Genomic DNA, 21,340 nt, shown 5'->3' on the forward strand with positions numbered 1-21,340 from the left:
TGAGTCACTTCCTCTGGAACAACGTTCCTCTGTGGGGTTCTTTTCGCCCCGATCCTATTTTTACGAAAGGCAGGTCAGATTATGTTACGCTACATCTTTCGCCGCGTGCTCTTTCTCATCCCAGTGCTTGTCGGCGTAGCTTTTTGCGTCTTTCTGTTGCTGTACCTGACCCCCGGCGATCCGGCCAAGATGGTGCTTGGCGACCTTGCAACGGAGCAGGCAATTCAGGAGTTCAGAGAAAAAGAAGGCCTGAACGACCCCTTCTGGATCCGTTTCGGCAAATACATCTACAAGGCTGTCGTTAAAGGCGACATCGGCCGCTCCTATTCCTCCAAGACCCCTGTCATGAAAGAGCTGATGGCCGCTTTTCCAGCGACGATCAAACTGTCCGGTTTTGCAATGATCATCGCCGTTATCATTGGCCTTCCGTGCGGAATTATATCCGCCATCAAGCAATACTCGGTGTTCGATACGATCACCATGATTTTTGCCATGATCGGTCTGTCGATGCCGGTATTCTGGCTGGGCTTGCTGCTGATCCTGCTGTTTTCCGTCAAGTTGCGCTGGCTTCCTTCGTCAGGCTTCGACACGTTCAAGGCAATGATCCTACCCTCGTTTGCGCTGTCGGCACAGGCTATCTCCATGGTGACGCGTATGACCCGCTCCTCGATGCTCGAGGTCATCCGCGCCGACTACATCCGCACGGTGCGCGCCAAGGGACAGACCGAACGCGTCGTCATCTGGGGCCACGCGCTGCATAACGCGCTGATCCCCGTCATGACGATTGTCGGCCTGCAGTTTGGGCATCTGCTCTCCGGCGCAATGCTGACCGAGTCGATCTTTGCCGTTCCCGGACTGGGACGTCTGATGGTCACATCGATTATGGCCCGCGATTATCCTATGGTTCAGGGCGCCGTGCTTTTCGTCGCAACAGCGTTCAGCATTGTCAACCTGTTGGTTGACATTCTCTATGCCTATGTCGATCCGCGTATTAAGGCGCAATACAAATAGAGGAGGCTCATACGATGGCCGAATTGAACGTCACAGAGACTCAAGTACGCAAACAGCGCGGCCCCTTCGCTGAAGTCATGCACCGCCTGAGCAAGAGTCCGTTGGCTATGTTTGGGCTGGGTTTTATCCTGCTTTTGGTGTTCTGCGCTGTCTTTGCCAATTGGCTGGCGCCTTATCCTTTTGCCAAACAGAATCTTCTCCATATGTTTGAATTGCCGTCCGCCCAATACTGGCTCGGCACCGACGAGTTTGGGCGCGACATTCTCAGCCGCCTGATCTTCGGCGCGCGCGTGTCGCTGCAGGTCGGTTTCATCGCCGTCGGCATTTCGCTGGTCGTCGGCGGCCTGCTCGGCGCGTTCGCCGGCTTTTACGGCGGCACGCTCGACAACGTGATCATGCGCGTCATGGACGTGCTGCTGGCTATTCCTCAGACGCTACTGGCGATCGCCATCGCCGCAGCCCTTGGTCCTGGTCTGTATAACTTGATGATCGCCGTCGGCATTTCCGCCGTTCCCAACTACGCGCGCATCGTGCGCGGTTCGGTGCTCTCGATCCGCGGCATGGAGTACGTCGAAGCGGCCCGCGCCGTCGGCTCGTCCGATCTGCGCATCATCCTGCGCCACATCATTCCCAACAGCATGGCCCCGATCATCGTCCAGTCCACGCTGGGCGTCGCCTCGGCGATCCTCAACGCGGCCGGGCTGTCGTTCATCGGGCTGGGCATCCAGCCGCCCAATCCCGAATGGGGCGCCATGCTCTCCGGCGGGCGTCAGTACATCCGCGACTTCCCGCATCTGACGCTCTATCCCGGCCTGGCCATCATGCTCACGATTCTGGCCCTGAACTTCCTCGGCGACGGTCTTCGCGACGCCCTGGATCCCAAGCTGAAGCGCTAAGGAGGAGCCGCTCATGTCCGAAAACAAAGATTTGCTCCTCGAGATCAAGGATTTGACGATCCACTACGTCACCGAGAGCGGCCGCGTCCACGCCGTCGAAGGTCTGAACCTCAAACTGGCGCCCGGCGAGACGCTGGGCTTCGTCGGCGAAACCGGCGCCGGCAAGACGACCACCGCGCTGGGCATCATGCGCCTGCTGCCCATGCCGCCCGCCAAGATCATTTCCGGCGACATCGTCTTCGAAGGCGAAAGCCTGCTCAGCAAGCCCGAAAGCCAGATGCGCGCCATCCGCGGCGGCAAGATCGCCATGATCTTCCAGGATCCCATGACTTCGCTCGATCCCGTCGTCCCCGTCGTCGAGCAGATCGCCGAAATGGTGGAGCTGCATCAGAAAGGCACCAAGGCCGACGCGCTCAAACGCGCCGGCGACATGCTCGAGCTGGTCGGCATCCCCCGCGAGCGCGGCGTCGCCTTCCCGCACCAGTTCTCGGGCGGCATGAAGCAGCGCGTCGTCATCGCCATCGCGCTGGCCTGCGACCCGACACTGCTGATCGCCGACGAACCGACCACGGCTCTGGACGTGACGATTCAGGCGCAGGTGCTCGAACTGATGCACGAGCTCAAGGAAAAGTTCAGGACGTCCATGATCATGATCACCCACGACCTGGGTATCGTCGCCGAGATGTGCGACAAGGTGGCCATCATGTACGCCGGGCGCGTCGTCGAGTACGGCACGACCGAAATGATCTACAACAACCGCCTGCACCCCTACACGGAAGGGCTGTTCAACTCGCTGCCCGACCTCGAATCGGAGCAGGAAGAGCTGAAAGTCATCCACGGCCTGATGCCCGATCCCACCAATCTGCCCTCGGGCTGCTGTTTCCATCCCCGCTGCCCCTACGCGACGGAGGACTGCTCCAAAAACGCGCCGGAAATGACCGAAGTGGTTCCCGGACATTTCGTCGCCTGCCCCGTGCGCACGGCGGCGCTGAAGAACGACTAAAGGAGGCCGATGACTATGACTGAACAGCTGAACACCCAGCCAATGGTAGTTGTCAACCACCTGAAGAAGTACTTCAACACGCCGCGCGGTCTGCTCCACGCGGTCGACGACGTTTCGTTCTTCGTCAACCGCGGCGAGACGCTGGGATTGGTCGGCGAATCCGGCTGCGGCAAGTCGACGCTGGGCCGCGCCATGATCCGCCTGCTGGAACCCACGTCCGGCGAAGTGAAGTTCTGGGGACGCGACATCGTCGGCCTGAGCAAGGGCGAAATGAAGGAAATGCGCAAGAAGGTCCAGATCGTCTTCCAGGACCCCTATTCCTGTCTGAACCCCCGCCTCTCCGTTTCCGAGCTGATCGCCGAACCGCTGATCGTCAACAAGTTCTGCGCCAGTCGCAAGGAAATGAACGACCGCATCACCAAATTGATGGACACGGTCGGTCTGGCGCGCCGCCTGATCGGCGCCTATCCCCACGAACTGGACGGCGGCCGCCGCCAGCGTATCGGCATCGCCCGCTCGCTGGCGCTCGATCCCGAGTTCATCGTCCTCGACGAACCCGTTTCCGCCCTCGACGTGTGCATCCAGGCGCAGGTGCTCAACCTGCTCAACCAGCTGCAGAAGGAGAACAACTACACCTACGTGTTCATCTCCCACAATCTCAGCGTGGTCAAACACCTGTCCGACCGCATCGCCGTCATGTACCTGGGCAAGATCGTGGAGCTGACGGACTACAGGACGACCTTCAAGAAGCCGCTGCACCCCTACACGCAGGCGCTGCTGTCGGCCATTCCCATCCCCAAGGTGGGACAGAAGCGCGACCGCATCATCCTCGAAGGCGACGTCCCCAGCCCCGTCAATCCGCCCAAGGGCTGCCGCTTCGCGGGCCGCTGCCGTTTCGCCCAAGACGTCTGCCGCCAGCAGTCGCCCGAGCTGAACGAGTACGAGCCGAACCATTTCGTGGCCTGCCATTTCACCGGCAAGATCCAGTACGCCCGTTAAATACGTTCCGACAAAGGGCCTGTGACGCGCACAGGCCCTTTTTTGATGACGCCGTTTTTTTGCGGTAGAATAGTTCCGCGCCGCCAATTTTTCGCTGATCTTTCGAAGGAGGATCTTTATATGTCTTCACTGGTTGATCGTTTTATCCGTTACGTCAAAATCAACACGCAGTCGGCCGAAGGGCAGAATTGCGTGCCCAGCACGCCCTGCCAGCACGATCTGGCCAAAGCTCTCGGCGAAGAGCTGCGTTCGTTCGGCCTCGGCGACGTGACGGTCACCGAAAACGCGTACGTCTGCGCGGTCCTGCCCGCCAACTGCGAAGGCGCGCCCGCCATCGGCTTTTGCGCCCACATCGACACGGCCCTCGAAGTGACCGGCAAGGACGTCAAGCCCCGCCTCGTCGAAAACTACGACGGCGGCGACGTCGTGCTCAACGCCGCGGAAAACGTGGTGCTGTCGCCGAAAACCTTCCCCGAGCTGAACGACCACAAAGGCGAAACGCTGATCGTCACCGACGGCACGACGCTGCTCGGCGCCGACGACAAAGCCGGCGTCGCCGAGATCATGACCGCCGTCGAATACATGACGCGGCATCCCGAATTCAAGCACGGCAAGATCGTGGTCTGTTTCTGCCCCGACGAGGAGATCGGCCACGGCGCCAAGCTGTGGGATCTCGACAGATACGGCGCCGATTTCGCCTATACCGTCGATGGCGGCGGCACGGGCACCTTCTCCTACGAGACGTTCAACGCCGCCCAAGCGCACGTGAAGATCAAGGGCGTCGCCGTCCATCCCGGCACCGCCAAGAACAAGATGATCAACGCCGCCATGGTGGCCATGGAGTTCGCCGCCTCGCTGCCGCCCGCCGAGACGCCGCCCCACACGGAACTGTACGAGGGGTACTACCATCTGACCGAGATCACAGGCGGCGTGGAAGAAGCGGAAATGACCTACATCATCCGCGACCACGACACCGCCAAATTCGAGGCGCGCAAGGAACATTTCCGGCTGCTCGTGCGCCAGCTCAACGAACGCTGGGGCCGCGAACTGGCCGAGCTGGAAATGCACGACCAGTACTACAACATGGCCGTGCCGCTGCAGAAGCGCATGGACATCGTCAACACCGCGCTCAAGGCCTACGAGATGGCCGGCGTCACGCCGAAAATCATCGCCGCCCGCGGCGGCACCGACGGCTCGCAGCTCTCCTTCCGCGGCCTGCTCACGCCCAACCTCTTCATCGGTGGTTACAACTGCCACGGCAAGTACGAGTACGCCGTGGTCGGCGCCATGGAAAAAAGCGTCAAGGTCATCCTCAACATCGTCCAGCTCTACGCCGAAGGCAAACAGATCAAATAAACGGCGCGCCAAGCAAACGAACCGCCCCGCTGAAATTTCAGCGGGGCGGTTCGTTTGCTTTTTGCTTCTTGAAACGCGCTGAGGGAACGTTTTTACTGCGCCGCGGGCAGGAACGCGCCCACCATTTCGGCGTTGGGCGTCACTTCGAGCACGAGCGTATCGGCGTCGGCGTTGACCAGGTTGATCGCGTCGACCATGCCCATGTTATCCAGCACCATGGAGACGATGCCCTTTGCGTCGTCGCCGCCCAGCGCCGGCATGACGCTGTCGCCGAAGTCGGTGAACAGCTTCTTCAGCACGGGCTGCAGGACTTTGATGTCGAAGCCGAGCGCCACGTTGCGGGGCTCGAGCGCCGCCGCAAGGCCGGAAACCGCTTCCGCGGCCTGGCCGAACTGATCGGCGTTCATGCCGGCGATCAGCAGGCCCTTTTCGCCGCTGGCGACGAGGACCGAGACGGGCGCGGCGAACGCGAAGCCCTTCCAGCCGTCCGCGTCGTAGGCGGCCGGTTCGCCGGCCACCATCTTGCCCTGCTCGGCGAGCATGTTGGCAAGCGCGGCCGCCTTGGCGGCGTCGATGTCGGAAACGTGCAGGTACAGGCCGGGGATTTCGCCCACCATGGGAGCGGCCAGCTTGCCGGCCACGCCGAGCGTGACGTTGCCGCGCAGGATCTTGACGACGTCCGCCCACTCAAGGCCGACGGCGCCAATGGCTCCATTGATTTCTGACTCGGCTTCCTTGAGCATGTCCGCGTCGGCGATCAGGTCGGCGAGCTTGAAGTTCTCCGGCAGGAAGGAAGCGGACAGGTTCACGAGAGCGGCCAGCGGCGAAGAGCCGCAGACCAGCGGCGCTTTGGCCGCGGCGCCGCCGTTGAGCACGGCGCGCAGATCTTTGCCGATCAGGGCGCCGATCTCGTCCACAAGGTTGCTCCACAGCATCGCCTTCACGGACGTCGCCGTGTCGTCAAGCCCCAGTTCGAGGCTGAGCGGCTGCGGCAGCGGCGCGTCCATCTTGGCCAGCGTCTCCGCCGAGATCTGCATCTGCGCCCAAACGTTGGCGGGCGTGCGGGCCGTCACCACGGCGCTGTTCTCGGGAGCGCCGGCCATCACGGCCAGGTTGGCGGGATCGCCGCTCGCGCCGATCAGGTACTTGGCGCCGTCGCGCTCCAGCGTCGCCAAATAAATCAGGCCGATGGAGCCGTCCTCGGAGTCAACCGTGCCCAGCGGCGTGACGGTCGTGCCTTCGGGAGCGGTCACCGTGAACTCGGGGGCCTTGAAATTGCCGGCGGCCGCAAAATCCTCGGCGGTCAGGGGCGCTTTCATCTCCATCGCCAGAGCCAGCTTATCGACCTCGTCGAGGCTCGACTTCAGAGCGATGCGCACGTCGAAGCTGCCGGCCTTGTCGGCGTAGTTCTTCACCTGCTCGGCGGGCAGCATTTTCATGGCGCGCATCAGCAGAGAATCCGCCGGTTTGTTAAGCAGCGCCTGCGCGTCGCGCAGTCCGAACGCGGCCCAGTCGCCGCCGCCAACCAGACCGGTCGTCAGATCGCCCGGCCGGGGAGCAGCGAACGCAGAAGACACCAGGAGCGCCAACGCCGCCGAAGCGGCCAGAACGGAACGGAATTTCTTCATAAGATATTCCACCTTTCAAATATTCGTCTCGCCCTGCGGCAAGAACCACATCAGCCCTCCTTACGAAAGGCGCACTACCGAGTTGAATCTTATCATTCCGAAACCTTTTCCTCAATGCATAATATTAAATAAAATACTATCTAAAACGGCATATTCTTGGTGTTTTTTCGCGTCGCACGGAGCTCCGGCGCGCCGCCGCCATCCGTATCCTACCATGAAACGAGACGCCCGCATCACCCGAGAGGGTGAAATTTCCGCGCCGGGGCTGCGACAGAAAATCCGGGCCGGCTGCCCAGCAGCCGGTCCGGATTGAACGCAACAGTTACGCTTTGTTTTTCAACGTCATCTTTTGAAGCAGATACATCGCCGCGCCGACGCCGGCGCCGACCACGTCGGTGATCCAGCCGGGCTGGATCAGCAGCAGCGAAGCGGCGAAGATCACGGCGCGCTCGAACAAATTCAGATTGCGCAGCCAGTACCCCGCCGCCGCGAAGGACAGCAACACCGTACCGACGATCGCCGTCGCGGCCGGCACAGTGGTGTTGGCGACGGAGGCGTTGATCATCAGCAGCTCGGGGCTGTAGACGAAGAAATAGGGAATCAAAAATCCGGCTACGGCCAGACGCAGGGCGGTAAAACCGGTGCGCATCGGGTTGGCTCCGGCGATGCCGGCGCCGGCGTAGGCCGCCAGCGCCACCGGCGGCGTCAGGTCGGCGATGATGCCGTAGTAGAAGATGAACATGTGCGCCGCCAGCACGGGCACGCCGAATTTCTGAATGGCGGGCGCGGCCATCGAGGCCAGCACGATGTACTTGGCGGTCGTGGGCAGCCCCATGCCGAGCAGGATCGAAGTGACCATCGTCAGCACCAGCGTGAAAAACAGGTGCCCCCCGGCCAGCGAAACGATGCCGTTGGCGAGCTTCAGGCCGATGCCGGTCAGCGTCACGGAGCCGATCACGAGGCCGGCGCAGGCGCAGGCCGCGGCCACGCCAAGGGCACTGCGGGCGCCTTCGTCGAAAGCGGCGACGATGTCGCTCAGCCTCATGCGCGTGTTCTTGCGGCACATGGCCACGGCCACCGTCCAGAGAATGCTGTAGAACGCGGCCTTCAGCGGCGTATAGCCTTTGATCAGCATGTAAACGATGACGAACAGCGGGATCAGCAGGTGCCCGCCGGCCAGGAAGATCTTCTTCGTGTTGGGCAGCTGCTCTTTGGGCAGCCCCCGCAGACCGAGGCGCTTGGCTTCCATGTGGATCATGACGAACACGGCCATGTAGTACAGCAGGGCGGGGAGCACGGCGGCAATGGCGATCGTGATGTAGGGCACGCCGATGAAATCGGACATGATGAAAGCCGCCGCCCCCATGATCGGAGGCATCAGCTGGCCGCCCGTGGACGACGCCGCCTCGACCGCTCCGGCGAAGTGCGGCAGATAGCCGATGCTCTTCATCAACGGGATCGTGAACGTTCCCGTCGTCACCGTGTTGGCCACGGAACTGCCGGAAATCGTGCCGAAAAACGCCGACGAGATGACGGCCACTTTGGCCGGGCCGCCGGCCTGATGGCCGGCCGCGGCAAGGGCCAGATCGATGAAGAACTTGCCCAGCCCGGTCTTGTTCAGGAAAGCGCCAAACAGGATGAACATAAAGACGAAGGTCGAAGAGACGCCGACGGGCGAGCCGAGAATCCCTTCAGTGGTCAGGTACATATGATTGACGATGCGCGTCCAGCTGAAACCGCGGTGAGCGAGGAAGCCGGGCATGACCTTGCCGAAATGGGCGTAGAGCACGAAGGCCAGCGCGACAAGCACGATCGGCAGGCCGACGATACGGCGCGCCGCTTCGAACGTGAACAGAATCGCCAGAGCGCCGAAGATCAGGTCGAGCGTCGTCGGCAGCCCGCCGCGGTACAGAATCGCCTCGTAATTGACGACAAGATAAATCATCGTCGAACCGGCAAGAGCGGCCAGCAGCACGTCGAGCCAATGCATCGTCTTTCTGGAGAACGACGCGAACGAAGGATACAGCAGGAAAATCAGCACGAACGTGAAGAACACGTGCAAGGGACGCTGAATCTGGGCCGGCAGCACGCCAAAACCGGCCGTATAGAACTGGAACAGAGAAAAGACGATGCAGATGAGCTTGATCGCCTTGCCCCAGAAGCCGTCCGGACGGCGATAACGCGATTCCGTGTCGTACTTTTCGAGATTTTCCTGGACTGCGCTCTGGTCGCCGGCCACCGTGTCGGCATTCAGTTGCTTTTTCTCCTGCAGCAGCTCCGTCGCGCCTGACTCTTTCCTCATTTCATCCATATTCCCATACCCCCTTATACTCTCCACAGCATGTTCCGACATTTAAACTTCAGCAGTTCGGACAGATTTCCTTCGTGGACCGAGAACGTCAGCGGCTTCCCCGGAGCGGACACCCAATGTTTCAGCTTGAATTCATCCGTGCCGACAAACAGCGTGTGATCCGCCGCGACCTTGCTGATGCGGTAGGTCACGGCGGGGAGCCTCAGATGGAAGCCCCTGATGCGATACGCGCCGTCCTCGACCGTGAACGTCTGGCCATCCAGAGGCCCCGTCGGCAGCCCCGCGCCCATCATGTCGTAAACCGTTTCGCGCAGAATGGAGCAGTCCGGGGCGATCTCGTAGATCTCGTCCACCGGGCGCCGCGCCACCGAATGGATAAAACGCACCGTGTAGCGCTCTCCCAGCTTTACCGGACGCAGATAAACCACCGCTCCCCGTTCATCCGTCACGGTCAGATACTGCTGCGGCACGCAAAACAGGATCCCCGCGACAGCCACAAGCGAAAAGATGAAAAGAGACACACGCCCCAGGGATTTTTTCATGTTCACGTCCTCTCGTCCTCTCGTCCTCTCCTCCGCACGCCGCCGGCAGAATGAAAAGCCGCGCTTTTTCCTGAAAAAGCGGAAGGAGCCTTCCGACTCCTTCCGCTTGGGAAAGCTCCAGACTTCCGAGCCCTGCCTACTTGACCAGGCCGACCTCCTTGTAATACTTGAGGGCGCCGGGGTGAATGTCAAGCGTCATGCCGTCGAGAGCGTGCTCGAGCGTCAGATTCTTGCCCTTGGCGTGCGCGTTGCCAAGCGCTTCGAGGTTCTCGAAAATGGCCTTGGTGACGGCGTAGGCCTCGTCTTCCGACATGTCGCGGCGGGCCACAAGGCAGGCCTGCACGGCGATGGTCTCGACGTCGTGGTCAAGGCCGCTGTACGTGCCCTTCTCGATCACGGCCGGAGCGAAGAACGGATACTTGGCGATGATGTCGTCGCGAAGCTTGCCCTTGATCTCGAGGAACCGCAGCGGCTGAGACGTGACGATCTCCTGAATGCCCGAGTTGGGCGCGCCGGTCGTGAAGGTGAAACCGTCGATCAGGCGATCCTTGAAGTGCGACGTCGCCTCGGCGTAGGACAGGAAGTGAGGCGTAAACCCTACGTAATTGGCGCCGTCAAACAGGCCGATCTCGCCGAAAATCTGGCGGGCGTTCGCTTCGTTGCCGGAGCCGGGCGCGCCGACGGAAATATTCTTGCCCTTGAAGTCCTCCAGCGACTTGATGGCGCTGTCGGCGTTGACGGCAACCTGAATGTGCTCGGGATAAATGCGGCAGATGCCGGTCACGTTCGCCAGCGGCGCCTTGAAGAACATCACGCCGCGCTTGGCGTAATCGGCAGTATCGTTCTGCACCAGAGCCAGGTCGATGTCGCCGGCGTTGAGCAGATTCAGATTCTCGACGGAAGCCCCCGTCGCCTGGGCTACGCAGGCGACCTTGCCGTCGGAATGGTCGGTGATGATCTGGGAGATGGCGCCGCCCAGAGGATAATAGGTCCCCGACGTGCCGCCCGTGCCCATGATGAACTGGCTGGCCGCGAAAGCCGTCGAAGCGGCAAAAAGCCCCGCGAGCGCAACTGCCAAAACTCTTGATTTCTTCATCCGTATCCCCTCCACAGAATAAGATATGAATCTTCAGAGAAATGAATCTTCCCCTTGGCGTTATTATACATTTTTAACCCGGCTTTGAGAAGTCCCCGAACCAAAGTATACAATAGCAAACGTCCCTTGTATGAGAGACATTTCAAGCGGCGTTATGCGATTTCCTGTCGTGTTATTCCTCCCCGACGGCGCGGCGAGTTCCACATTTTACAGAACATTCCCCACGAGAATGTCAGCTTCTATAAAATCACGCGGTATTATATGCGTCGCGGCGTCTCCGCCACGACTCGCGAAACCGACGCCCGGAATATTCCCGGCGCGGAGATGAAAGAGCCTCGACCGGGGCGCCTCGCTCCATTGCCGCAAACCCTTTCGGCAACGGGAAATCATGCTCCCCAAAGGATCCCGGCGCCGCCGCAAACAACAAAGCGCGGAGAACCGTCGGTTCTCCGCGCTTTGTTCATCGATCGATATCCGGATCGCGTTTTTCCGCTAGAAGCCGACGGCCGCTCCCAAACGGCGGCTGTCGGCGCCGCCGTTGAGGAACTTGTCGGTGCCCTTGGCGTTCCAGTTGAACATGATGCCCTGGGCGCCGCCCGTGTACAGCGGTTCCTGCAGCGAGATCTTGTAGCCCATCAGTTCGAGCGTGTCAAGAAGCGCTTTGTCGTAGCGATCGTTTTCGGTTCTCATTTCGTTGCCGCTCTGATTATGGAAGCGCGCCGCTTCGATCGCCTCGTCCATCGTCATGCCGTGGTCGACGGCGTTCATGATGCACTGGGCCACGGCGGTGATGATGCGGGTCGCTCCGGGCGAACCGATGCTCATGAAAGGACGCCCTTCGGGATCGAGCACGATCGTGGGGCTCATGCAGGACAAAGGCCGCTTGCCGGGTTCGGGGGCGTTGACGCTTTCCGGATTGGAAGCGAAGTCGTCCATCTCGTCGTTGATCAGGAAACCGTACTCGGGCACGAACACGGAAGACCCCATGAAGAAGTTGATCGTGTTGGTCGAAGTGACGACGTTACCGAACTGATCGGCCACTGAGAAGCTGGAAGTCGAGAAACGCTCGTCTCCCATGCCGCCGAGGAAAGAAGTCTTCTCCGCCGTGTCGTACTTCCAGGGATCGCCCGCTTCCGGCTTGTCGACGATCGCGTCGGTGATCCTGCCGGCTTCTTCCTTGGCGTATTCCTTGGACTGCAGCCCCGCCAGCGGGACTTTGGCGTAAGCCGTGTCGGCCATGTACTTGCTGCGGTCGGCGAACATCATCTTCGTCGCCTCGCCGAAGACATGAACCTTCTTCGCGGACTTGAATCCCAGGTTCTTGACGTCGTAGTTTTCCATGATGTTGAGCAGCTGGACCACATGCGTGCCGCCGGACGACGCGGGAGGCACGGAATAAATCCGGTAGCCCCGATAGGTGCCGACGACGGGCTTGCGAACGTACATCCGATAGCTGGCAAGATCCTCCATGGTCATCTTGCCGCCGGTACGCTCCACGGCCCTGCAAATGGCCTCGCCGATCTCGCCCTTGTAGAACACGTCGATCCCCTTCTCGGCGATCAGGCGGAACGTTTTGGCCAGCGCCGGCTGTTTCAGAAGCGTGCCGCCCTCGATGGGCAGTCCGACCTCGTCGAAGAAAGGCAGCGTGCCGGGTTCGTTGAACTGGTTCAGCGTCTCGAAATGGTCCTGAATGAATCCCTTCTGGGCCGGGTCGGTGACGAAACCTTCCTCGGCCAGACGGATGGCTGGTTCGGCAACCTGGGCAAAGGTCATGGTGCCGTAGTTCTCGAGCGCGTAGGTCATGCCCTTCAGCCAGCCGGGCACGCCGACGGACTTGCCGCCGTAGGCCGACCACTTTTCCTTCTTGGCCTGCTCGGACGCGAACATATCCTTGGTGGCCGAAGCGGGAGCCTGCTCGCGGTAATCGAGGCAGATCACGTCTTTCGTCTTTTCCGAATAGAAGGTCATAAATCCGCCGCCGCCGATACCGGACGCGTTGAATTCCACGACGTTCAGCGCCAGAGCCGTGGCGACCGCCGCGTCGATAGCATTGCCGCCCTTCTGCAGGATCTCGACGCCGGCTTTGGCCGCCAGTTCGTGCGCCGCAGCCACCATGCCATGTTCGGCGTAAACATCCTTAACCTCCGCGGCGCCGGCCCCGCATGCAGCAGCGGCGACCAGAGCCAATGCCAACGTTGCGCCCAACTTCTTCATACCATTCCCTCCTTTGTATTTTGAGGCTGCAAAGCGCTCCGCAGCCTTGAAACCCAACTCCATAAAACAACTACCTCGCCGGAGCCAGCCAGGCGCCGAGCCCTTTTTCGTTGATCTCTTCATACGAAGGGATGCCCTCCACGACGATTTCCTTGCCGGGGCGCACGTCGCCAAGCAGTTCGATGTACTTGCTCATGGCTGCGACGTGGCGAGCCGTCCTCAATTCAAGCGGCTGCCGATCCTCGTAGGGGATGAACAGCACGCCGAGCTTGGCGGCTTTCATGTAGGCCTTGTCGTGCCCCGTGAGCACCAGCGCCTCATCGGTGTGGCCGCGCAGACGCCCCTGCGCCGGATTACCGGCTTCCATCAGGATCGGGATCACATTCGGACAGTGATCTCCCCACTCGCGGTGGCTCAAACCGCGAAAGTTCACCGGCGAAGGTTCGAGCCGCATGGGAATGCCCATCATCTCGAGTTCCATCGTGACCATCGCGGCCAGCTCCATGGAATGTTCATGGGCGACCGTCGCATTGATGACGGGGTATTCCGGCGAAGCTTCATGAAGGTCGAACGCCAGATCGACGTTTTCCTTGTTCAGCAGTTCGACGATGGCGAGGCCGACCAGCTGCGTCAGACCGTCGTTCCTCGTGCCGGGATAGGAACGGTTCAGATTGCTGCGCGAACCGCCGTCGAGTTTCTGACCGGAAGGATAGTGGATATACACGTCGGGCTCCGGCCACTGGTCGATTGGATTGGTGGCTCGCGAACCGTACTTGAACACCCGCGCCTTTCCTCCTTCCTGGGGAATGTGGAAGCGCTGGGGCGCCGCGTCTTGCGGCGAGTTGTGAGTGAACGCCGACATATTGGCGCAGGGCAGCACAATCAGGCGCCCCTTGTTCACCCGCGCGCGCTCAAGGTACATGACGGCGCCCATATAGCCGGCAGGCTCGTTAGGATGCGTGCCGCCCATAACGAAGACCGTGCCGCCCTCTTCGGCCCCTTTCTGAATGTAAACGGGCGTGTCGCCGTGAGTCCCCTTCAAGGCGGGTTCCCATTCGGACAGCATATGCCGTTCGAATCCCGACGCCGGATAAAAGACATCCGCCTTCCACATGGACATGAACGACTGCGCTGTCAGCCAGCAGATCAGTCCGACCAAGGCGCACAGCACGACAGCCGTGAAAGGACTGCCTTTGACCTTATAGCTCTCTTCCATCGCACCGGCCTCCTTACTTGATCATGAGCAGCCGGAGGACCAGCGGTATAAGCACCATCGCGCCGGTGACCTGCTTCCAGAACGAGCGCTCTTTGAACATGCAGCGCAGCACGAAGATCAGCACGAAGAGCACGATTCCTCTGTAGATTAGCGTCATCAGGCTCTCCCTCCCTATTTGAGCAAAGCAGCGATATCGTTGCTGCAAATGATGATCAGAATGCCCCAGACGTCGAGGATGAAGCTCGGCCAGAGACATTTTTTGAGGATCCTGAAATAGTTCTCCTCGTCAACCACCTGCGCGGCGAAAATACCGGCCAGCGCCGTCGGCGGCATCAAATCGCCCAGCGCAGCCACAAGGCTGAGAGCCGCCGCGACGACGACGGAATCCTTGCTGAGCATAGCCAACAGACAGGGAACTCCCAGCACAGAAGAAGCGCCGAAAGACGAGACCGCTCCGAACAGCGGGATGATCAGCGCAATGCCGAGATAGAGCGTCCAGCTCGGCAGGCTCAGCGTCGAGACGACAATAAAGCCCTGCACGCCGACCAGCGTCATGATCTGGATGAACATGCCCACGCCCATGAGGATGCCGAGCACGGGCAGACAGTCGTCGATCGCCTCGGTGACCGTGTCGACGAAGTTCCATTTCACTCCCGCGAAAAATCCCGCCGCCGCGGAAACGAGGAAGATCAGCGGCATGCCAAGGCCCGGCCAGACGGAAGCCAGCGCCTGCTCGACGACAAACAGCGCAACCAGCACGATCACGGGCAGAGCGAGGCGGAAACCGAGCTTCTCGCGCTCCATCGTTTTCAGGTGCCCTTCAAGGGCCTGCGTGTCTTCGCATTTACGGATCGCGGGGTAAATCATCGTCAGCGCGTAAACGACCGCCAGAGGCATCGTGCAGATCAGCAACGGCAGCGCGAACCCCACGTAAGGGATATCGACGCCCGCGCAAATGATCATCGCGGGAATGCTGATCGGCGGCGCGATCATTCCCAGCAGGGCGGCCATGGAGATGATCGCTCCCGTCTTGACCTTGTCAACTCCCAGCGCCATCAGCACCGGCGCGACCAACGCCCCCGTGGTTAGCACGGAAGCCGTGGACGAGCCGGTGATCATGCCGGGGACCATGACAATCAGCATCAGGCCGATACTGAGCAGCGCCGGGAAACGGCGGAACCTGCAAATCAGCCATGCCGACAGCGCGTCAAGCAGTCCGATCCTGAGGATGACCTTCATGAAGATCATGGCCGTGGCGATCACAAGGATCGTGTTCAGATAGCCGAACTGGCCTTCCACAAAATGACGGAGCGGGAACCCCTCGCCGCCGGCCAGCGCGCCCACGATCGCGGCTGAAGCCATGGCCACGGCGATAGGCAGCTTCCAGCAAAAAGCGCCAAAAGCGAAAACTGCGATCATAAGGAAGGTATAAAAACCTTCCGGCCAGAACCACTCCATGGGCGCGCCTTACTGAGCCACGTTCCAGTCGGCGAGGAACTTGCCCAGCGGTTCCTTTGTCCCCTTCACGTTGGGAGCGGTCTGGATGACGATCTTCCTTTCGTCGGCGTACTTGTCGAACACCCCGTCGGAGTTGCCGCCGTCGACGACGATCATGCCGTCGGCGTAAGGAGCCGCCGCGTTGATGAACAGGTCGGACAGAGTGCCGCGGCGTCCCTCGCCGCCCACGTGCATGATCAGGACCTTCACGCCCTTCTTTGCGGCCGCGTCGAGCAGGGCCTTCGCACGCGCCACTTCTTCTTCCTTGTCGATGCCCGCCGCGCCAAGCCCCTTGGAACTCCCGCCGACGACGGCGACCAGAACCTTTTGGTTCTGCAGCGCTTCGGGCCTCATCAGCGCATCATAATCGGGAACCACCTTCAGGGCGCGCATAACCACTTTCACCATCATCGCATCGGGCCCCTGGCCGATCGAGGTCAGGGCCACGTCGGCGGCGCAAGCGGCCGTCGCCAGGGTAAACACGGCGATCATCGCGGAAAAAACTCTTCTCATCTTCACAAAAACCAGCCTCCTCTGATTTGGCCGTCGGGAACGGCCGCGCTCGACAATCGTTGCGGCGGCGCGTTTGGGCGCCACCAGGAATGCCCCCTGCGCCGTCGAGAGCGCGGAGGGCATTTTTGCCCTCTGTCTAAAGCGGCTGAGCGGCCGCGACGGTGTTGATCGCGCGCGGCTCCTTCAGGCCGAAGCGCCGCGCCGCTTCGGCGTACTGTGCCGCGTCTCCGGACGTGTTCAGCTCCAGGCTGCCGGAGCCGGCGTCGTTGAGCAGCCCCTGCGATTCGAGAAAACGCTTCACCGCCAGCGCCTGCTCATGAGCGGGGTCGATCAGCGTCAGCTGCGGATAAAGACGGTTCAGATACCCGGAAACCAACGGATAGTGAGTGCAGCCCAGGATCAGGTGCCGGATCGGCGCTTGTGCCAACAGCGGTTCCACCGCCGCGCGCAGCTCGGGATCGATCGATTCGGGACGAAGGTCGCCGCCGTCGATCAGGCGCGCCAGATTGGGACAGCCTTGGGCGTAGACCTTCATTTCCGGCCGGACGGCGTTGATGAGGCGATGGTACGCCCCCGACCGCGCCGTGAAGACGGTCCCGATCACGCCGACGCAATCGGCGTCCAGCGTCGCCACGGAAGCGGCGCCCGCTTCGATGACGCTGAAAATCTTGAACGGATAATCGTCGCGGTACCGGTCGATCAGCGAAGAAATCGTGTTGCAGGCCACGGCCGCCGCCTTGACGCCGCGCCGCTCCAAAAACGCGAGGATCTGGCGCGTCAGATGCAGGATCTCCTCGCCCGATCTGTTGCCGTAAGGCATGTTGGCGCTGTCGCCGTAATAGAGCACATCTTCTCCCGGCAGGACTTTTTGTATTTCCTTGACGACGGAAAAGCCCCCCACTCCGGAATCGAAAACGCCCACGGGACTCAGCTTATCCATAGGACTCCCCTCTTTATCTGAATTTTGGACCTTGCCTGACAGTATTCTAGCACAAAAAAACGGCCGGACATGCGCGTCCGGCCGAACGTTTTTCGTTAAATGCATTGCAATGGATCCCCGCCGTTAAAATCCCGGCGTCCGGCCGCCGCAAGCCGTTTTACCGCAGCAGCTCCCCCAGTTCCGCCGTTTTGCGCTCGAACACGGCCAGCGCCCGCTCCACCGGCTCGGACGTGCTCATATCGATGCCGGCGTCGCGCAGCAGGCTGATCGGGTCTTTCGAGCAGCCGCCCCGCAGCAGATTCAGATAGGCGTCGCGCTCGGCGCGCCCGCCGGCGAGGATGCGGTCGACCAGCGCCAGCGCCGCCGCAAGGCTGGTGGCGTACTGATAAACGTAAAAGGCATTGTAAAAGTGCGGGATGCGCGACCACTCCGCGGCCAGATCGGGATTGGCGCCGACTTCTTCGCCATAGTAGCGCGTGTACAGCTTGCTCCACATACGGTTCAGCAGCTCCGGCGTCAGAGGTTCGCCCTTTTCGGCCAGAGCATGCGCGTCGCGTTCGAACTCGGCGAACAGCGTCTGGCGGTAGATGGTCAGGCGGATCAGCTCGAGCTGCTGGCTTAGCAGAAAGATCTTCTCCTCGCGGTCGCGCGTGTTCCCGAGCAAATGCTCCGCCAGCAGCGTCTCGTTGACCGTGCTGGCCACCTCGGCGACGAACAGCGTGTAGCCGGCGTAGACCTGCGGCTGGGCGGCGTTGGACATCCACGTGTGGATGGAGTGCCCGCCCTCGTGGGCCAGCGTCGAGACGTCGCTGAACGTGCCGCCGTAGTTGAGCAGCATGTAGGGATGCACGCCCCAGCAGCCCCACGAATAGGCGCCGCTGCGCTTGCCGCGGTTCTCGTACACGTCGATCCAGCGCTCGCTGAAAGCGCGCCGCATGGCCCGCGCGTACTCCTCGCCAAGAGGCGCGACGGCTTCGAGCACCAGCTTCTGCGCCGTCTCGTAGCTGAACGTCCGCTTGAGTTCCTTCGTGAAAGGGGCGTACAAATCCCACGGCTCCATGCGTTCCACGCCGAGGGCTTTTTTCTTCAGCGCCACGTATTCGTGCAGCGCCGGCAGTTTTCCGTTCACCGCCGCGACCAGCCCGTCGTAGACGGACACGGGGATCTCGTTGCCGTACAGCGAAGCTTCCAGCGCCGAAGCATAGCGGCGCAGGCGCGCGAAGGTGGCGTCTTTCTTGACGCTGGCCGCATAGGTCGCGCCCAGCGTGTTGCGGAACTTCGCAAACGTCCGGTGAATGCCCTCGAACGCTTCGCGGCGCACGCGGCGATCCGGCGAAGAGATGTAGCGGCCGTAACTTTCCTGCGTCAGCGGCCGCTTTTCGCCCTTTTCGTCGGCGATCTCGCCGAACTGCATGTCCGCGTCGGTGAGCATGGAAAAGATCTCGTCGGGCGCCCCGGCCAGCTCGCCCATCGCCGCCATGACGGCTTCCTGTTCGGCGGAAAGGACGTGTTTTTTCTCGAGCAGGATGCGCCGCAGCATCAGGCGGTACAGTTCCAGTTTCGGCTCCTGCGCCAGAAAGGTCTCGATTTTCGCCTCGTCGGCGGCGAGGATCTCCGGCGACAGGAACGCCGACGCCTCGGCCGCCCGAACGCTCAGCTGCGTGGCGCGCGCCGCCAGCGCCTTCGGCCCTTCCGCCGCCGTGTCCTCGTGGCTGCGCATCACCGCGTAACAGTACAGCCGCCCCAGCAGATAATCCAGACGCTCGTCCAGCGTGATCGCCTTCAGCAGCGACGCGGCCGAATCCATCACGCGCCCCCGGCAGGCCGCCAGTTCCGCCGCCGTCGCTTCCGCTTCCTTCGCCTCCGCTTCCCACTGCGTCGGCGCGGCGTAAATGTCTTCCAGCTTCCAGCGCGCCGCCTCGGGCACCTCCGCGCGCGTTTCGTACAGCGGCGCCGCGTAGCCCGCGTCGCCGGCGATGCCCGATGCCTTCGTTTCGTTCTCCGTCATTTCGCAACTCCCTTTCTCATCTTCTCCGACGTTCAAAAACCAGGAATGAAAAACAGCTTACGATCGTGCAGACTGATGCGGTAGATCCGCCCCGAGGGCCGGTCCCAGGCGTAAAATCCGTTGCCCGCCGGGATGCCCGCGCCGTCGAGGAACTGCATGTCCTCGCCGCGCGCATAAGAGTCGGTGACCGTGCCGCGCACCGGGCGGGCGATCGGCAGACGCCCCACCACCCGGCGCGGCCGCCAGTTTCCTCTCAGCCCCGTGCGCGCCACGATATCCGCCACGGCTTCGGCCACCGGGGCCGGACAGACGCCGAGAAAATCGTAACGCCCGTGCGGCGAGCGCGCGAAATCGCGCAGCAGCCCGGCCGCCAGCCATTCGCCGCCTTCACGGCGCGGCAGTTCGATCAGCGCCGCATAGAGCGCGTCGATCACCATGAACGCCCGCGGCGTTTCCGACGGCAGCTCGAACGAGCCCACCTCGTCCCAGCGGCTCGGGTCGCCGCCCGGCACGTGGACGCGCAAAACGCTCCACGCCGCCTGCAGCCGCTGCGGCCCCTCGCCCCGGACGCAGCGCCGCCACAGCGAGTACAAAGAGCCCTCGAGAATCTGACCGTCGAGCGTCCGGCGCAGCTCCGCCGCCTTCGCCTCGCCCGCCGCGCGGGCCTCCTGCGCCGCCGTCAGCCGCTGCCAGCGGGCCTCCACTTCCGCTTTCGTCAGCGCCGCGGCCGAAGCCGGGACGGCAGCGCCCAGCGCCGCGGCCGCCAAAAACGCGCTCCAGTATCTTAAACGCATCATTCAGCTTCATCTCCCCGAAAAAATTTTCCGCCCGCTCCGGCGCAAGACATCCCGCCGTCCGCGCAGGCAGTTCCGCACGCTCCGCCACGATTATATAGCCTGCGGCAGGCGGCGGCAAGAAGACAGCCCGCGCGACACGGCAAAACGACACCGAAAAGACGTCGGGGCAAAAATGCACGCGCCTCGCCCCGGTTACGCCGGCGCGAAGGGAACTCTCCCTCTCGTTCGGCTTCGTGCGAGAACTCATGACAGACTGCCAACAAAAACTCGTCCGTAAAAATGTAGTTTTTTACACTTTTACGGACGAGTTTTGTTGATATTTTACGCTTTTCGCGGCGGAGAACCTTCAGGCCAAGAGCCTGAGAGCCTTCCATGCCAAATACGGCCCCGCCCTCAGCGTGCGCACGTCGCTTTCGCCGTACCGGGAGCAGGAATGGATGGTCAACGTGCCCCTGTACGACGTCGGCGCGTGGTTTGCCGGACGCAGGCGGGCGGCGACGGCATAGACCGCGGCAGGAGCGGCTTCGCGGCGCCGTTTTCGGCCGGGAGGCCGCGAACGTCCGCTTGCCGGCGTTCCCGGCCGGCGTTATAATTTTTCAAGGGAATCATTGATTTCCCAAGGAGGAATCACGAAATGAACGATGAAAAATCTACAGAACTGCTGGCCGGCATCGCCGCGCGCCGGTCCTGCCGCGCCTTCGAAAACACGCCGCCGGGGCCGGAGCTGCTCGCGTCGGTGCTGAAATACGCCACGTTTTCGCCTTCGGCCAAAAACGCCCAGCCGTGGGAAGCCTATGTCGTCGCCGGAGAACGCCTCGACGCCCTGCGCGCGAAGATGGACGAAGCCTTTCGTCAGGGCCGGGGCGTGCCCATGCACGCCGGGCGGGAAATGCCCGCGTGGCAGGCCCGCGCCCGCGAACTGAGCGGCGCCCTGGCGCCCGTTCTCGAGCGCCAGGGCTGGGAGCCGAAAAGTTTCATCGGCCGCTGCCTGCGCTTCTTCGACGCGCCGGCCGCCGCCATCGTCTGCATGGACGGCGAGCCCAGCCCCCTGCATCTCCTCGACATCGGCATGTTCACGCAGACCCTGTGCTTGTCCGCCGCCGGGCACGGCCTTGCCAGCTGCATCATCGCCTACACGCTGATCGTCGAGCCAGCCATCCGCGAGTTCCTGCGCCTGCCCGCCGAGCGCCGCGTCATGATCACCGTGGCGCTCGGCTTCCCCGCCAAAGACCAGCCCATGGGCCAGTTCAGATCCGGGCGCGCCGAAGCGGGCGAGAACGTGCACTTCGTCTGATCGTGGTTTTCGATGAAAA

18 protein-coding genes are annotated in these 21,340 nt (G+C 61.9%); 6 read left to right on the forward strand and 12 right to left on the reverse strand.

Annotated elements, in window-relative coordinates:
- The first annotated feature begins 81 nt into the window (after window positions 1-81).
- From HMPREF7215_RS05845 to pepT, 5 genes are all read left to right on the forward strand, one after another.
- The gene (locus HMPREF7215_RS05845; protein ID WP_009164790.1) at window positions 82-1,011 is read left to right on the forward strand and encodes an ABC transporter permease; all 930 of its coding nucleotides are present in this window, start codon (window positions 82-84) and stop codon (window positions 1,009-1,011) included.
- 14 nt (window positions 1,012-1,025) lie between these two features.
- Window positions 1,026-1,907: an ABC transporter permease gene (locus tag HMPREF7215_RS05850; protein ID WP_009164791.1), complete on the forward strand. Its 882-nt coding sequence runs from the start codon at window positions 1,026-1,028 to the stop codon at window positions 1,905-1,907.
- 13 nt (window positions 1,908-1,920) lie between these two features.
- A complete protein-coding gene (locus HMPREF7215_RS05855; protein WP_009164792.1) occupies window positions 1,921-2,910 on the forward strand; it encodes an ABC transporter ATP-binding protein in 990 nt (329 codons plus the stop codon).
- Window positions 2,911-2,925: 15 nt separating this feature from the next.
- Complete coding sequence (locus HMPREF7215_RS05860) at window positions 2,926-3,909, forward strand: ABC transporter ATP-binding protein (protein ID WP_009164793.1); 984 nt, start codon at window positions 2,926-2,928, stop codon at window positions 3,907-3,909.
- 120 nt (window positions 3,910-4,029) lie between these two features.
- Window positions 4,030-5,265: a peptidase T gene (pepT, locus tag HMPREF7215_RS05865; protein ID WP_009164794.1), complete on the forward strand. Its 1,236-nt coding sequence runs from the start codon at window positions 4,030-4,032 to the stop codon at window positions 5,263-5,265.
- Window positions 5,266-5,357: 92 nt separating this feature from the next.
- Here pepT and HMPREF7215_RS05870 read toward each other — a convergent pair whose 3' ends face one another.
- From HMPREF7215_RS05870 to HMPREF7215_RS05920, 12 genes are all read right to left on the reverse strand, one after another.
- The gene (locus HMPREF7215_RS05870; protein WP_040550651.1) at window positions 5,358-6,893 is read right to left on the reverse strand and encodes a hypothetical protein; all 1,536 of its coding nucleotides are present in this window, start codon (window positions 6,891-6,893) and stop codon (window positions 5,358-5,360) included.
- A 322-nt stretch (window positions 6,894-7,215) separates the two neighbouring features.
- Window positions 7,216-9,204 (reverse strand): TRAP transporter permease, encoded by a 1,989-nt coding sequence (locus tag HMPREF7215_RS05875; RefSeq protein ID WP_009164796.1) that lies wholly within the window; start codon window positions 9,202-9,204, stop codon window positions 7,216-7,218.
- 14 nt (window positions 9,205-9,218) lie between these two features.
- Window positions 9,219-9,746, reverse strand: a complete 528-nt coding sequence (locus HMPREF7215_RS12400) for a DUF1850 domain-containing protein (protein ID WP_009164797.1) — start codon at window positions 9,744-9,746, stop codon at window positions 9,219-9,221.
- 136 nt (window positions 9,747-9,882) lie between these two features.
- Window positions 9,883-10,842 (reverse strand): TAXI family TRAP transporter solute-binding subunit, encoded by a 960-nt coding sequence (locus HMPREF7215_RS05885; protein WP_009164798.1) that lies wholly within the window; start codon window positions 10,840-10,842, stop codon window positions 9,883-9,885.
- 492 nt (window positions 10,843-11,334) lie between these two features.
- Window positions 11,335-13,056, reverse strand: a complete 1,722-nt coding sequence (gene ggt / locus HMPREF7215_RS05890) for a gamma-glutamyltransferase (RefSeq protein WP_009164800.1) — start codon at window positions 13,054-13,056, stop codon at window positions 11,335-11,337.
- A gap of 70 nt (window positions 13,057-13,126) precedes the next feature.
- The gene (locus HMPREF7215_RS05895) at window positions 13,127-14,272 is read right to left on the reverse strand and encodes a succinylglutamate desuccinylase/aspartoacylase family protein (RefSeq protein ID WP_009164801.1); all 1,146 of its coding nucleotides are present in this window, start codon (window positions 14,270-14,272) and stop codon (window positions 13,127-13,129) included.
- A 13-nt stretch (window positions 14,273-14,285) separates the two neighbouring features.
- Window positions 14,286-14,429 carry a hypothetical protein gene (locus tag HMPREF7215_RS13175; protein ID WP_009164802.1) on the reverse strand — a complete coding sequence of 48 codons (144 nt, stop codon included), beginning with the start codon at window positions 14,427-14,429 and terminating at the stop codon, window positions 14,286-14,288.
- 14 nt (window positions 14,430-14,443) lie between these two features.
- A complete protein-coding gene (locus HMPREF7215_RS05900) occupies window positions 14,444-15,730 on the reverse strand; it encodes a TRAP transporter large permease subunit (RefSeq protein WP_009164803.1) in 1,287 nt (428 codons plus the stop codon).
- Window positions 15,731-15,739: 9 nt separating this feature from the next.
- Window positions 15,740-16,282, reverse strand: coding sequence for a DUF6305 family protein (locus tag HMPREF7215_RS05905; RefSeq protein ID WP_040550666.1), 543 nt, complete (start codon window positions 16,280-16,282; stop codon window positions 15,740-15,742).
- Between the two features lie 136 nt (window positions 16,283-16,418).
- Window positions 16,419-17,222, reverse strand: a complete 804-nt coding sequence (gene murI, locus HMPREF7215_RS05910) for a glutamate racemase (RefSeq protein WP_009164805.1) — start codon at window positions 17,220-17,222, stop codon at window positions 16,419-16,421.
- Window positions 17,223-17,379: 157 nt separating this feature from the next.
- The gene (gene pepF / locus HMPREF7215_RS05915; RefSeq protein ID WP_009164806.1) at window positions 17,380-19,230 is read right to left on the reverse strand and encodes an oligoendopeptidase F; all 1,851 of its coding nucleotides are present in this window, start codon (window positions 19,228-19,230) and stop codon (window positions 17,380-17,382) included.
- Between the two features lie 32 nt (window positions 19,231-19,262).
- Window positions 19,263-20,027, reverse strand: a complete 765-nt coding sequence (locus HMPREF7215_RS05920; protein WP_009164807.1) for a hypothetical protein — start codon at window positions 20,025-20,027, stop codon at window positions 19,263-19,265.
- Window positions 20,028-20,661: 634 nt separating this feature from the next.
- On the opposite strand from HMPREF7215_RS05920, the gene HMPREF7215_RS05925 reads away from it, so the two are divergent.
- Complete coding sequence (locus HMPREF7215_RS05925; RefSeq protein WP_009164808.1) at window positions 20,662-21,321, forward strand: nitroreductase; 660 nt, start codon at window positions 20,662-20,664, stop codon at window positions 21,319-21,321.
- Window positions 21,322-21,340: the final 19 nt, after the last annotated feature.

The organism is Pyramidobacter piscolens W5455 (genome assembly GCF_000177335.1).
In the GTDB taxonomy this organism is placed as follows: Bacteria; Synergistota; Synergistia; order Synergistales; family Dethiosulfovibrionaceae; genus Pyramidobacter; species Pyramidobacter piscolens.